The 13,071-nt window shown below is 74.6% G+C and carries 14 protein-coding genes; 5 read left to right on the top strand and 9 right to left on the bottom strand.

The genetic code is table 11. The annotated features are described in order from the left end of the window. Positions 1-212: 212 nt before the first annotated feature. Positions 213-2,426, bottom strand: a complete 2,214-nt coding sequence (locus ACH4J0_RS24970; protein WP_396242772.1) for an MMPL family transporter — start codon at positions 2,424-2,426, stop codon at positions 213-215. 387 nt (positions 2,427-2,813) lie between these two features. On the opposite strand from ACH4J0_RS24970, the gene ACH4J0_RS24965 reads away from it, so the two are divergent. Genes ACH4J0_RS24965 through ACH4J0_RS24955 form a run of 3 tightly spaced genes read left to right on the top strand, consistent with a single transcriptional unit; the run spans position 2,814 to position 6,001 of the window. Then, entirely contained in the window at positions 2,814-3,938 is a 1,125-nt protein-coding gene (locus ACH4J0_RS24965) for a DegT/DnrJ/EryC1/StrS family aminotransferase (RefSeq protein WP_396242771.1), read from the top strand. A 21-nt stretch (positions 3,939-3,959) separates the two neighbouring features. Then, positions 3,960-4,907 carry an NAD-dependent epimerase/dehydratase family protein gene (locus tag ACH4J0_RS24960; RefSeq protein ID WP_396242770.1) on the top strand — a complete coding sequence of 316 codons (948 nt, stop codon included), beginning with the start codon at positions 3,960-3,962 and terminating at the stop codon, positions 4,905-4,907. A gap of 14 nt (positions 4,908-4,921) precedes the next feature. Beyond that, positions 4,922-6,001: a hypothetical protein gene (locus ACH4J0_RS24955; protein WP_396242769.1), complete on the top strand. Its 1,080-nt coding sequence runs from the start codon at positions 4,922-4,924 to the stop codon at positions 5,999-6,001. A gap of 60 nt (positions 6,002-6,061) precedes the next feature. Here the strand turns inward: ACH4J0_RS24955 and ACH4J0_RS24950 are convergent, their stop codons facing one another. From ACH4J0_RS24950 to ACH4J0_RS24930, 5 genes are all read right to left on the bottom strand, one after another. Further along, positions 6,062-6,256, bottom strand: coding sequence for a hypothetical protein (locus tag ACH4J0_RS24950; protein WP_396242768.1), 195 nt, complete (start codon positions 6,254-6,256; stop codon positions 6,062-6,064). Positions 6,257-6,259: 3 nt separating this feature from the next. Then, positions 6,260-7,063, bottom strand: coding sequence for a polysaccharide deacetylase family protein (locus ACH4J0_RS24945; RefSeq protein ID WP_396242767.1), 804 nt, complete (start codon positions 7,061-7,063; stop codon positions 6,260-6,262). Further along, entirely contained in the window at positions 7,060-7,848 is a 789-nt protein-coding gene (locus tag ACH4J0_RS24940; RefSeq protein WP_396242766.1) for an SDR family NAD(P)-dependent oxidoreductase, read from the bottom strand. The genes ACH4J0_RS24945 and ACH4J0_RS24940 overlap by 4 nt, the downstream gene beginning before the upstream one ends. Positions 7,849-7,917: 69 nt before the next feature. Beyond that, entirely contained in the window at positions 7,918-8,844 is a 927-nt protein-coding gene (locus tag ACH4J0_RS24935; RefSeq protein WP_396242765.1) for a hypothetical protein, read from the bottom strand. A gap of 207 nt (positions 8,845-9,051) precedes the next feature. Next, on the bottom strand, positions 9,052-9,855 hold the full coding sequence (locus ACH4J0_RS24930) for an SAM-dependent methyltransferase (protein WP_396242764.1): 804 nt from the start codon (positions 9,853-9,855) through the stop codon (positions 9,052-9,054). Between the two features lie 222 nt (positions 9,856-10,077). Between ACH4J0_RS24930 and ACH4J0_RS24925 the strand changes: the two genes are divergently transcribed. Both ACH4J0_RS24925 and ACH4J0_RS24920 read left to right on the top strand, forming a co-directional pair. Further along, a complete protein-coding gene (locus tag ACH4J0_RS24925; protein ID WP_396242763.1) occupies positions 10,078-10,710 on the top strand; it encodes an RNA polymerase sigma factor in 633 nt (210 codons plus the stop codon). Between the two features lie 59 nt (positions 10,711-10,769). Further along, positions 10,770-11,462, top strand: coding sequence for a hypothetical protein (locus tag ACH4J0_RS24920; RefSeq protein WP_396242762.1), 693 nt, complete (start codon positions 10,770-10,772; stop codon positions 11,460-11,462). A 30-nt stretch (positions 11,463-11,492) separates the two neighbouring features. On the opposite strand, the gene ACH4J0_RS24915 is transcribed toward ACH4J0_RS24920, so the two are convergent. The 3 genes from ACH4J0_RS24915 to ACH4J0_RS24905 form a co-directional block, all read right to left on the bottom strand. Beyond that, on the bottom strand, positions 11,493-11,681 hold the full coding sequence (locus ACH4J0_RS24915; protein WP_396242761.1) for a hypothetical protein: 189 nt from the start codon (positions 11,679-11,681) through the stop codon (positions 11,493-11,495). Between the two features lie 8 nt (positions 11,682-11,689). Then, entirely contained in the window at positions 11,690-12,346 is a 657-nt protein-coding gene (locus ACH4J0_RS24910; protein ID WP_396242760.1) for a hypothetical protein, read from the bottom strand. A 113-nt stretch (positions 12,347-12,459) separates the two neighbouring features. Then, positions 12,460-12,882, bottom strand: a complete 423-nt coding sequence (locus ACH4J0_RS24905; protein WP_396242759.1) for a 4'-phosphopantetheinyl transferase superfamily protein — start codon at positions 12,880-12,882, stop codon at positions 12,460-12,462. Positions 12,883-13,071: the final 189 nt, after the last annotated feature.

The following is a 13,071-nucleotide window of genomic DNA, read 5'->3' as shown; positions in this document are numbered from 1 at the left end:
CCCCCGGTGGGGTGCGGCACGGCCGGGTCGGGGGCGTCCGTACGGGCGGCGGCCCCGACAGCAACGGTACCGGTTGACGCTCGAACCGGTGTCCGAGCCGACCGGTGTCCGAGCCGACCGGCGCCGGGCCGAGGAGCCCCGGTGGGCGGTCCGGCCCGGGCGGTGCCGGCCCCGGCCGAGGGGTGCTCGGGCGGGGCCGGACGGTGCCGTACTCAGACGGTGACCGGTTCCCGGGCCGGGGCCGGCTCGGGGGCGGCGGTGTGCAGCTTGCTGCCCTCGACGTCGACGTCCGGTATCAGGCGGTCGAGCCAGCGCGGCAGCCACCAGGCGCGGCGGTCGAGCAGGGCGAGGACGGCCGGGACGATCGTCATCCGGACCACGAAGGCGTCGAAGGCGACGGCCGCTGCGAGGCCCAGACCCATCATCTTGATCATCGGCTCGCTCATGCCGATGAAGCCCGCGAAGACGGCGATCATGATGAAGGCGGCCGCGGTGACCACCCGGGCGTTGTGCCGGAAGCCGGTGACGACGGCCTCGCCGGGCTGCTCGCCGTGGACGAAGCCCTCGCGGATCCGGGTGACCAGGAACACCTCGTAGTCCATGGCGAGGCCGAAGACCACGCCGATCATGAAGATCGGCATCATGCTCATCACCGGACCGGTCTGCTGCACGCCGATCAGATCGGCCAGCCAGCCCCACTGGAAGACCGCGACGACCGCGCCGAGCGCGGCGGCCACCGAGAGCAGGAAGCCGAGCGCCGCCTTGAGCGGGACGAGGACGGAGCGGAAGACCACCAGCAGCAGCAGGACGGCCAGGCCCACGACCACCGCCAGGTAGGGCAGCAGCGCGTCGGTGAGCTTCTGCGAGACGTCGATGTTCATCGCCGTCGTACCACTGACCAGGACCGTCGCCCCGGTGGAGGCCTTGAGTCCGGCGGCCTGGCCGCGGATGGTGTGGACCAGGTCCTTGGTCGCGGCGTCGGCCGGGCCGGTGGCCGGGACGGCGTTGAGCAGAGCGGTGTCCCCCGCCTTGTTGAACATCGGCGGCGTCACGGTGACCACGCCGGACACACCGGAGACGGCCTTGGCGACCTCGCTCGCGGCGGCCTTCGGGTCAGGCGTGCCCTTGACGTCCACCAGGACGGTCAGCGGGCCGTTGAAGCCGGGGCCGAAGCCCTCGGAGAGCAGGTCGTAGGCGCGGCGCTGGGTGGTGGAGGTGGGCTTGGCCTCGTCGCCGGGCAGACCGAGCCGCAGGTCGAGCGCGGGTGCGGCCAGCACGCCGAGGCCGACCACGCCCAGCAGCAGCACGGCGAGCGGGCGGCGCAGCACGAACCGGGCCCAGCGGGCGCCGCCGTTCTCCTTCGCCCCGGCCGGCTCGATCGCTCCCCCGGCCTTCTCGGCCTTGCGGACCTTGCGGGGCAGCACCTTGCGGCCGATGAAGCCGAGCAGGGCGGGCACCAGGGTGAGCGCGACCAGCACGGCGATGACGACCGTCCCGGCCGCGGCCATGCCCATCTTGGCGAGCATCGGGATGCCGACCACGGAGAGACCGGCGAGGGCGATCACCACGGTGAGCCCGGCGAAGACCACCGCGGAGCCGGCGGTGCCGACGGCCCGGCCGGCCGCTTCCTGCGGGGTGCGGCCCTCGGAGAGCTCGGCCCGGTAGCGGGAGACGATGAACACCGCGTAGTCGATGCCGACGGCGAGGCCGAGCATCATGGCCAGCGTGCCGGTGGTCGAGGAGAGGCCGAGTGTGCTGCCGAGCGCGGTGATCAGCGACATGCCGAGGCCGACGCCGATCACGGCGGTGAGCAGCGGCAGCCCGGCGGCGACCAGCGAGCCGAAGGTGATCACCAGGACGACCGCGGACAGCGCCATGCCGATCGCCTCGCTGCTGCCGCCCGCCTCGGGCTTGGCCATCAGCGCGTTGCCGCCGATCTCGACCTTGAGCCCGGCGTCCCGCCCGTGCTGGGCGGCCTGCTGGAGCGCGTCGGTGGCGCCCTTGGACACCTCCCCCGCCTTGGCGGAGTAGCTGACGGTGGCGTAGGCCGTCGTCTCGTCCTTGGAGACGGCGCCCTTCATCTTGAACGGGTCCACCGCGCTGGTGACCTGCTCGCCGTGGACGAGCTCGCCGACCGTCTTCTCCACGATCTGCTGGTTGGGCCCCGCGGTGATCTTCTGGCCCGAGGGCGCGACGAATACCAGGCGGGCCGAGGCACCGTCGGCGTGGCCGCCGGGGAAGCGCTCGTTCATCAGGTCGAAGGCCTTCTGCGCCTCCGTCCCGGGCATCGAGAAGCCGTCGTCGGGTGCGGCGGGCGCCTTGGCCGCCAGGACTCCGCCGACTGCCAGCACGGCGACCCACAGGAGGGCCACCAGCCGGCGCCGCGCGAAGGCCCATCGGCCCAGGCGGTAGAGGAACGTTGCCACGGGAGAGCGGACTCCTTCGGATCGGGAAGCAGAAGCGGACGGGGACGGGTGCGGGTGCGGGTCCACGAAGGCGGTCCGCTCGCAGCATGGCCAATCCTTGATCGCCGGCCGCTGCTCCGTCGTCGTCTCTGCGCAGGCAGTTTGCGTACTGCGGACGCAGTACGGCCCTCCCCCGTACGGCGGAGCGCACGCCCTGCGCCGGGAGCAGCCGGGAGCGGCCCGGTGGCCTGCGGCGGGAGCAGTGGCGGGTCACCCGGGCGGAGGTGACGACGGGCCGTGACCGCCTGGGCGAAGTAGCGTGATGGGCCTCTGGCCCGACCGTTTCCACCTGGTTCGGGCTGACCCGTCCCGATCGGTGCTGATCCCAGCCCGCCGCCGGAGGTGCCCATGGGCGTTCCAGCCGCCCGCATCGTGTTCGACGAGAACGACCGAGCCGCCGTCGCCGACGCGGTGACCGAGATGCTCACCACCGGCGCCCTGACCCTCGGCCCGTGGACCGAGCGCTTCGAGCAGGCCTTCGCCGCCGAGCACGGCGCCTCGCACGCCGTCGCGGTGAGCAGCGGCACGGCGGCGCTGGAGATGGTCCTGCGCACGGTCGACGTCCGCGGCCGCGACGTGGTCGTTCCCGCCGTCACCTTCTACGCGACGGCCGGCGCGGTGGTCCACGCCGGCGGCCGTCCGGTGTTCGCGGACGTCGACCCGGCCACCCTGGCGCTCTCCCCCGAGACCCTCGCGGCGGCCCTCACCCCGGACACCGCGGCCGTCGTACTGGTCCACATCGGCGGACTGGTCACCCCGCGCGTGGACGCCCTGCGCGCGCTCTGCGACCGACACGGCGTCCCGCTGGTCGAGGACGCCGCGCACGCCCACGGCAGCAGCCACGACGGGCGCGCCGCCGGGACCTTCGGCCTGGCCGGAACCTTCTCCTTCTACCCGACCAAGGTCACCACCAGCGGCGAGGGCGGCATGATCCTCACCGAGTCGCCGGAGCTGCGCGACGAGGCCCGGGTCTACCGTGACCAGGGCAAGGGCTCCTTCAGCACCAACCACCACGTCCGGCTCGGCTACTCCTGGCGGATGAGCGAGCTGCACGCGGCCGTCGGGGCGGTGCACCTGCGTCGGCTCAAGGAGTTCATCGAGACCCGTCGGGCCGTCGCCCGCCGCTACGACTCGGCGCTGACCGCACTGGACGGGATGGAGCCGGTGCTCGAACCGCCCGGCAGCCGCGGGAACTACTACAAGTACGTGGCGCTGCTGCCGCCCGGCGTGGAGCGCGCCGCCTTCAAGCGTGCCGTCGCCGAGGAGTACGGGGTGCGGCTGTCCGGCGAGGTCTACGACCTGCCGCTGCACCTGCAGCCGGTCCTCTCCCCGTACCGGCGCGGGCCGCTGCCGGTGGCCGAGGACGTCTGCGCCCGACAGGTCTGCCTGCCGGTGCACTCCGACATGACCGAGGACGAGACCGAGCAGGTGATCGAGGCCGTCTCGGCCGTGCACCGGCGGCTGGCCGGGTAGCGGAGCGAAGGGAGCAAGACCGTGCGGATAGCCGTCACCGGGGGCTGCGGGTTCATCGGCTCACACGTCGTGGACCACCTGATCGCGGCCGGCCACGAGGTCCTCGCCGTGGACACCACCGACAAGTTCCTCAACCCCGACGCCGAACACGCCCGGATCGACATCCTCGACCTGCCGGCGCTGACCTCCGCGCTGGCCGGCAGAGAGGTCGTCTACCACCTGGCCGCGATGGCCGACGTCGAACAGGTCTCCGCCGACCCGGTCCGGGCCGTGCGGGCCAACATCGACGGCACCGAGGCCGTCCTGGAGGCCGCCCGGCGCAGCGGGCTGAGCCGCACCGTGCTGGCGAGCACCGTGTGGGTCTACGGCGCCGCCCCCACCGAGGGGCAGCCCGACGGCGGGGAACAGGAGCTGGACGAACACGTCCCGATCGAACTGGAACGCAGCGGGCACCTGTACGTGGCCACCAAACTGGCCTCCGAGATGCTGGTGCACAGTTACCGCGAGCTGTACGGGCAGCATTTCACCATCCTGCGGTTCGGCATCCCGTACGGTCCGCGGATGCGCGACGAACTGGTCGTCGCCCGGTTCGTCCAGGCGGCGCTCGCCGGGCGGCCGATCACCATCGCCGGGGACGGCCGGCAGAGCCGCAACTTCGTCTACGTCGAGGACCTCGCCGACGCCCACGTCCGGGCCCTGTCACCTGCCGCGGAGGACCAGACCTTCGCCCTGGAGGGCTCCACGGCCGTCTCGGTGCGCGACATCGCCGACACCGTCGACCAGCTGTTCGGCCCGGTCAGCATCGAGCACATCGAAGGGCGCAAGGCCGACTACACCGGGCGGCGGATCTCCTCCGCCCAGGCCAAACGGCTGCTCGGCTGGTCGCCGCGGACCAACTTCACCGACGGCGTGCGCCGCTACGCCGACTGGTACCGGGCCACCGCCGCCGCCCCGACGGCCGCCGGCTGACCGGGGCGCGCCCGATGCCGCACGCACTGCTGGTCTCCGGCTCGCTCGGCCAGGGCCACGACGTGATGGCCCTGGCCTGCGCCGACACCCTGCGCGAGCGCGGCTGGACCACCGGCACGGTGGACGCCATGTCCCTGCTCGGGCAGCGCTCGGGCGCCGCCGGCGAGGCCGTCTTCCGGCGGCTGCTCGGCCTGCCCGGCGTCTACGACGCCTTCCACTTCTCGGCGCTGCGCCCCGGCGCCCGGATCGCGCTGCTCGCCGACGCCGCCGCCCGCACCCGGCTCGTCCCGGCGCTGAGCGAGCTGGTCGCGGCGCAGCGGCCGCAGCTGGTGGTATCGGTGTTCGCCACCGCCGCCTCGGCGGTCAACCGGCTGCCGCGGCGGGACTTCCGGCACCTCGTGTTCTGCACCGACGTGACGCCGCACCGGCTCTGGGTGCAGGAGGGCACCGACCTGTTCCTGGTCACCTCCGAGGTCGCCGCCTGCGCCGTGCGCCGCTACCGGCCGGACGCCGACGTCATCGTGCTGCCCGTGCCGCTGCGCCAGCCGTTCTACCGCCCGCCGGGCCGGGCCGAGGCCCGGGCCGAGCTCGGCGTGCCGCCCGACGCCGAGTGCGTGCTGCTGATGTCCGGTGCCTGGGGGCTCGGGCCGATCGCCCGCACCGCCGCCTCGCTGGCCGCCGCCGGGCCGCACGTGCTCGCCGTGGCCGGGCGCAACCGGGAGCTGGAACGGCGGCTGCGGGCGGCCGCCCGCGGGGAGCCGCGCCTGCACGCCTTCGGCTACTCCGACCGGATCCCGGCCCTGATGGCCGCCGCCGACCTGGTCGTCACCAGCTCCGGCGACACCTGCAGCGAGGCCCGGGCACTCGGTCGGCGACTCCTGCTGCTCGACGTCGTCCAGGGCCACGGCCGGGACAACCTCCAGCACGAGCTGGAACTCGGCCACGCCGACGTCGCCACCGCGCGCCCCGCCGAGGTGGTCCGCAACGCGCTCGCCGCCCTCGGCCGCCCGGAACCCGAGCCGTCGCCCGCGGCCACCCCGGAGGCCTGGCAGAAGGGCTTCGGGGCGGCGCTGGAGCGGGTCGGGCTGGGGTGACCGGGCCCCCTACCCCGCCTGCACCGTGGTGTTCTGGCCGACGTGCAGCAGCCAGCGCCCCTACTCGTCGCGCGACATCACGTACAGCGGAGTGCCCTCGGAGTCACCCCCACGGCGAGTCGGGGCGGAAGAGGGCGAGGACGGCGTCGGGGCCGGGCCTCGGTCGGTTCGTCCACGGGTCTCGTCGGTGATCTCGTCGGTGATCTCGTCGGTGATCTCGGTGAAGGCCTCCACGGTCATGCCGATCGCCTTCACGCCTCAAGTCGACTCGAGGTCGAGCCAAGGCCGCGACGAGCGTGCGCCGCAGGGGACGGGCGGCACGGCGTGGTCGCGCAGCGGGCCGAGGGTGAGGGCGCGGGCGCGGCAGTGGGCGGCGATCAGCGGGAGGGCGGCGAGGGTGGCCCGCCAGGCGTCGGGGGCGGAGGTGCAGTCGGAGTCGTGCAGGAGGAGGGTGGCGCCGGGGGTGAGTCCGGGGCGGGCGGTCGCGTAGACGGAGGCGCCGGTGGCCTCGGCCGTCCAGTCGCGGCCCCAGGCGGTCCACAGCACGCTGCGCAGGCCCAGGCGGCGGGCGGCCAGCGCCGGGCCGGCGGTGAGCACGCCGTACGGCGGGCGGTACCAGTGCGGGTGGGCGCCGCACAGGTCGGTCACCGCCTCGGCGGCGCGGCGCAGTTCGCGCAGGTCGCGGGCCGGGGCCGGGTACCACTGCCGCCGGTGGTGCCAGCCGTGCACGGCGACCTCGTGGCCGCGCAGCACCAGTTCGCGCCCGAGCGCCGGGGCGCGCTCCAGCATCGCGCCGAGCAGGAAGAAGGTGGCGCGGGCGCCGAGTTCGTCGAGGGCGTCCAGGACGTACGGGGTGCTGCGCGGGTCGGGGCCGTCGTCGAAGGTGAGGGCGAGGTGGCCCGGGGCGGTGCCGTAGCCGGCGGTGCGGCGGGCCAGGGTGCTGCGCAGCGGCGGAAGTCGGACCGCCGACGGGGCCAGGTGCAGGAATTCGACGCCGGCCGCGAGGGCGAGCACGAGGGCGGGAGCGGGCCGGGGCCGCGCCCGGCGCGTGCGGGGGCTCATCCGAAGCGGGAGGCCATCCGGCGGAACAGGCCGGGCGCGACCCCGTGGATCCGGGCCGGGAAGCCGAGCCAGTGCGGGACGTACAGCCGGTCCCGCCCGGTGGTCATGGTGGCGACCACGGTGGCCGCGACCCGCTCGGCCGACACCGGGCGCGGGCGTTCGCGCTGGTAGGGGGTGCCGCGTCGGTCGAAGAACGGGGTGTCCACCGCGCCGGGCAGGACGAGCCGCACTCCGACCCCGGTCCCGCGCAGTTCGTACCAGAGGCTCTCGGCGAACATCGCCAGGCCGCCCTTGGTGGCCGAGTAACCGGACTCCTCGCGCACGCCGACCTGGCCGGCCATCGAACCGAGCAGCACGATCCGGCCGCGGCGGCGCTCCAGCATGCCGGGCAGCAGCAGGCGGACCAGGCGCAGCGGGGCGGCGAGGTTGACCTCGATCATCCGGTCGAGGGTGTCGGAGGGGGTCTCGGCGAACGGGCCGCGCCAGCCGAGACCGGCGCTGGCGACCAGTGCGTCCACCCGGCCGGCGGTGGCGAGCGCGGCCTCGGCGAGGCGGGCCGGGCCGTCCGGTTTGCTCAGGTCCTCGGGCAGGGCGCTTCCGCCGGTGCGTTCGGCGAGGGCGTCGAGGCGGGCGCGGTCGGTGCCGGAGAGCAGAGTCTGCCAGCCCGCGTCGGCCAGCCGGGTGGCGGTGGCGAGGCCGATGCCCGAGGAGGCGCCGGTGATCAGCACGACAGGGCGGCCGGCCGTCGCCGACCGCCGGGTCCGGGCCTGGGCTCCCTCAGACACCGTGACGTCCTCCGCCATCGCTCACCTGCCGCTCCGTGGGGCGTCCTGCCGTCCGATTCGTCCGGCAAGTCACCTTCGCACGGCAGAGCCGTCCGGGCTACCGGGGCGGGCCCGGCCCTGGCGTCCGCGCTGGGCCCCGGCATCCGGATTCGGGACCGACAGTTCGGCGGACTCACCCTCCAGTTCACCGAACCGGGAGAGCAGGAACGTTCCGCCCACCGCGACCGCGAAGCCCGTCAGGGCGCACCAGGCGAAACCGGGGCGCGCGGAATCCCCCAGTGAGACCACCCCCACCAGGGCGGGACCGAAGGTCTCGGCCACCGTCCCGGCGGCGGTCGCGGCCGTCACCGTGCCCCGCTGGAGGGCGAGGGCGTACGCCAGGTAGCCGCCCAGCCCGCCGAGCGCCAGGGCATAGGCGGCCGGGTCGGTGAGCACGGCGGTGGGGCCGGACGCGTCCAGGACCCGCACCGCCAGGCTGGTGATGCCGAAGCCCACGCCCGCCAGCAGGCCCAGACCGGCCGCGACGGCGCCGCCCGTCCGGCGGACCAGCACCAGCGTGGCCGGCAGCATCGCAACGGTGGTGGCGAGCAGCGCCCAGTGGAAGGCCGCCGGAGCGTACTCCCGGCCCTCCTTGCCGGAACCCAGCGCCAGCAGGCTGAGGCCGACGACCACCGCGAGGACGCCCACGACGTCGCCCCGGCGCAGCCGCGCGCCCAGCAGCCAGACGGCGGCCAACGCGGTGACGGCGAGGCTGGCGTTGGTGACGGCCTGCACGAGGAACAGCGGGAGGCTGCGCAGGGCGACGATGCTCAGCACGAAGCCGAGGATGTCGAGGACGGTGCCGAGGATGAACTGCCAGGACCGCAGCAGCGCGGCCAGCAGCCCCGCCCCCACCCGGTCCGCACGCGGCGTCGACCGCGCCCCGCGCGCCTGGGACACCGCCCCGAAGCCGAAGCAGACGGTGGCGACCAGCGCGGTGGTGAGTCCCAGCAGCATGCGTCTCCCTCGCGGGGCGGCGGCGATCCACCACCAGTCTGGGCCCGGGACGGCGAGGGTGCCGGGTGGGCCGGGGGTGGTCGGGGCGCACGAGTGGGACGGCCGTGCGCGGGTGGGACGGGAGGGGTGAGGCCGGCGGGGGGCCGTGCGCGGGTGGGACGGGAGGGGCGAGGGCGGCGGGGGGCCGTGCGCGGGTGGGACGGGAGGTCAGGAGCGGAGGGCCACCCCCGCGTAGCCTGCGGCATCGGCGGCGGGGACGGGCGGATCGTCGGGATCGGGCCGCCAGTGCGGGAGGGGGACGACGCCGGGGTCGAGGAGGGCCCAGCCGTCGAAGAAGCGGGTGACCTCGGCCCGGGTGCGGGCCTGGAGGGCGGTGCCGGCGGCCTCGTAGACGCCGACGATGCGGCCGACCTCCTCGGGGGCGAAGTCGGGCGTGATGTGGGTCATCACCAGGGCACTGCCCGGGACGAGCGCGGACTTGAGCCGGTCGACGAGCTCGTACACGCCGCTGGCGTCGGGGACGAAGTGGAGCAGGGCGTTGAGGGAGAGCGCGACCGGGCGGGTGAAGTCGATGGTCTCGCGCAGGCCGGGTTCGGCGAGCAGGCCTGCGGAATCGGTGACATCGGCTTCGACGTAGGCGGTGCGGCCCTCGGGGGTGCTGGTGAGCAGGGCCTGGGCGTGGGTGAGCACGATCGGGTCGTTGTCGACGTAGACGACCCGGGCGCGGGACCGGATGCCCTGCGCGACCTCGTGGAGGTTGGGCGAGGTGGGGATGCCGGTGCCGATGTCCAGGAACTGGTCGATGCCGGCCCGGGCGAGGACGCGGGTCGAGCGGCGCATGAAGGCGCGGTTGGCGCAGGCGGCGTCGCGCACCCAGGAGGCGGAGGCGAGGACGTGGCCGGCGGCCTCGCGGTCGGCGGCGAAGTTGGTGAAACCACCGAGGAAGTAGTCGTACATCCGGGCCGAGTGCGGCACGTTCAGCTGTAGGTCGACCCCGTCGTAGCGGCTCATCCGGCTTCCCCTCGGCATTGCGGACACGGTCCGATGGGTGCCCACGGTATCCGGGGGGCACTCGTCCCGCCGGGGGATCAGCCCGTCGAGCGATCACATGGGATGACGATCTGTATTCGGTGCACAGCCTGGAGTGACGGGCCCGGGGGAATGAGGATGGGCGTGGACAGCCCGACCCTCGGGTGGTCCGACGAGCAGCCGAGGCCACGGAAAGCAGGCTCGATGACGATCGACAGGAGTGTCCCCGGGCGCGGGCACCGCGGAGGGACGGCGGTGGAGGGCGCCCGCACGACCGGGGCGGAGCGGACGGCGGTGCTGGTGGAGGCCCTGCGTCCGGACCTCACCTACGCCGCGTTCTGCGAGACCCATGAACCCGCCTGGCACGCGCTCGCGTTGACCCGGACAGGGAGCCGGTCCGACGCCCTACTGGTGGTCGAGGCGGTCAAGGCCGACCTGGCCCGCTGCTGGCCGCAGGTGCTGCGCTTCGCGGAACCGGCCGCGTACGCCTGGCGGTTGGCGAACCGGCACGTCGGGGACTGGGTGACCGCGGACGAGCCGGTCGAGGTGGAGGCGGTCACCTTCGCGGCCGTGATCGGGGCGTTCAAGCAGGTCGCCGACGGGCTGCTGCACAGCGAGGCGGACGAGGTGCGGCTGTACGCGGCGATCCTGGAACTGCCGGACCGGCAGCGGGACGTGGTGATCCTGCGCTACCTGCTGGGCCTGCACGCCAGGGTGATCGCGGCCTACCTGGGACGGCCGGTGGCGACGGTGCACTCCAACCTGCGGCACGCCCGGGAGCGGCTGGCGCGCCGGCTCGGGGTGGGCGAACTGCCGGACCGCGAGGGCGCGTCGTGACGACCGGCCGGGAGGTCGAGCCGGACGGCGGGGCATGCACGAGCGGCGGGGAGCGCACGGTGTTCCGCGTGCCACGGCGCGAACGCGCCCACGCCGAGCGGATCGCGGCCCTACGGCAGGCGCGGCTCACCGCAGCCCCGACCCACCTGCCCTCGGAGCAGGAGCAGGCCGCCTTCGAACTGGGCCTGGTGACCGTCCTGGTGCTGGGCGCGCCGTGCGCCTCCCGGGGGCTGGACCTGCTGGTCAACGCGCGCCGGATCCAGCCGGAGGGGGCCGAGGTGTTCGGCGCGCTGCTGTACGCCACCGGAAAGGAGGAGGGTGCCGAGTTCTGGTGGCGCTTCGCGGCCGGCTCGGGCAGCGGCACGGCCGCGTACTGCCTCCACCTGCACCATCTGAAGCTCGGCGAGACCGACGACGCGGACTACTGGCGGGCCTGGTCGGAGCAGCTGTCGACGGCCGAACGCCCGCCCGCGCCGCGGTCGTTGCGGATGAGCCGCCCACTGCTAGCGGAGGACGTCCGGCGCGACGTCCTCTCCCGGGTGCACCGGGGGATGGCGCCGCTGCTGCCGCCCGCGCTGGTCGCGGTGATCGACCGCCTGCCGTCGCAGGGCGGGGACGGCGACGAGCAGGCTCAGGAGGTGCCGAGCCCGTGGGGGCTCACCTCCGGGGCCACGGCGGCGTGTTCGTGGGAGCTGCCGCGGGCGTTCGGCGAGACGGACAGGGGGGACGCGCCCGTGGACCCGTTGGAGTGAGCGCACCCCGGCGGCCCGGCCGTCACACGTTCAGGTGAGGGCGGCGAGCAGGACGACGGAGGCGCTCGCGACGGTGCGCCGGCAGACCGCTGCGAGGTCGGCGGCCGCGCCGTGGGAGCGGACCAGCACCGCGCCGGCCTCGTTCGGCGGACCGGTGATCCGGAAGTCGGCGAACACGGTCTGCGGACCGGTGGCCAGCATCCGGGCCCAGTGCCGCATGGCTCCGGTCACCTCGGTGCGGCCCTGCGGGCTCGCTCAGCGGCGGCGACCTGGATCGGGGTCGGAGCGGTGACGGGCGGCAGGTCCTTCCCGGCGGCGAGCGCGTACCAGTCCTGGACGAGCAGGGCGGTGGCCACGCCGTCCGCGCCCGCGTGGCACACCACGGCGACCAGCCGGAGCAGGTCCGGTCCGTCGGCGAGCAGGGTGAAGCGGATCCGCGGGACAGACGTCAGCTCCACCGGGACGGCGACGCCGGCACGGCCCACCTCATGGGCCAGGGCGTCGAGTTCGCGATCGTCCAGGCCACCGGCCTCGATCACGGTGACGGCGAACCGGCCGTCACCGTGCACCACCTGGCTGTCCGGGAAGCCGTCCGCGCCGAAGCCGGGCGGGAAGGAGGTCCGCAGCGACTCGTGCCGCTCGACCAGGCCGCGCAGCGCGTGCAGGCCGGCGGCGAGCGAGGCCCCGGGCGGGACGGGCCAGACGGACTCCTTGTTGGTCTGCTCGGGGGCATCGCGCCGGATGCACCGGATCATGTCGTCCTGGCCGCGGGTGAGCGGGCCGGAGCCTCCGGTCGTCGCGGCGAAGCGGACGGTGACCTGCCGACCGGTCCGGGTCGGGCCGTGCGGTACCGCGTCGTGCGGTGCAGCGTTGTTCGCAGTCACGTCGTACGCGCCTTTCGGCTCGCCGGGAAGGGCTCAGCGGGGGAGCGGAGGAGCTGGGGTACGGCCGGACGCTACCAGCGGTCGACGGTGATCGTCCATTTCTTGATGCTCCATCAACTTACTTGCCAGTAAAGAAGTTTGACATCACTCGGGGGTAGCTCCGAGGGTGACGACCGCGGCCCGGTACGGCCCTGGGACGGGCACGTCGCGCAGCCCCACCGGACCGGCTCCGAGCGGGCCCGGGCCGGCCAGCAGCAACGGGGGGGGCCCGCCGCGGACACCCCCGGCGCCTGGGCCAACCGTCCGCCGTACGCCTTCACGCAGGCCTCGCGGCGGCACCACAGCGCGGTGAAGCGCGCCGAACGCCCGGCGGGTTCGGCCGCCTCCGCGGCGAAGCGCGCCTCCTCGAAGGGGAACCACCGGGCGGCCATCCGCTCGGCCAGCCGGGCGTCGCCCAGCCGCCCCACGTCGACGCCGACCGACCGGCCCTCGGCGAGGGCCAGCACCACCAGGGCGTCCGAGGCCGACCAGCTCACCCGCCGGCCGCCCGCCCCGAGCGGCTCCGGCTTGCCGTGCCGCCCCCTGCCGCCAGCGCACGTCGGCCGGGCCGGTGCCCAGCCGCGCGGCGATTACTGAGGATTTCATGCTGTTGTCGGGTAGTGACAGGTAGTGATCCCTGCGGTATGCCGTTGACATGCGGTATGCGCAGGGTGGGGGCCTGACCG

Source organism: Kitasatospora sp. NPDC017646, assembly GCF_044329365.1.
GTDB lineage: Bacteria > Actinomycetota > Actinomycetes > Streptomycetales > Streptomycetaceae > Kitasatospora.
This window is presented reverse-complemented; position numbering and strand designations above follow the sequence as displayed.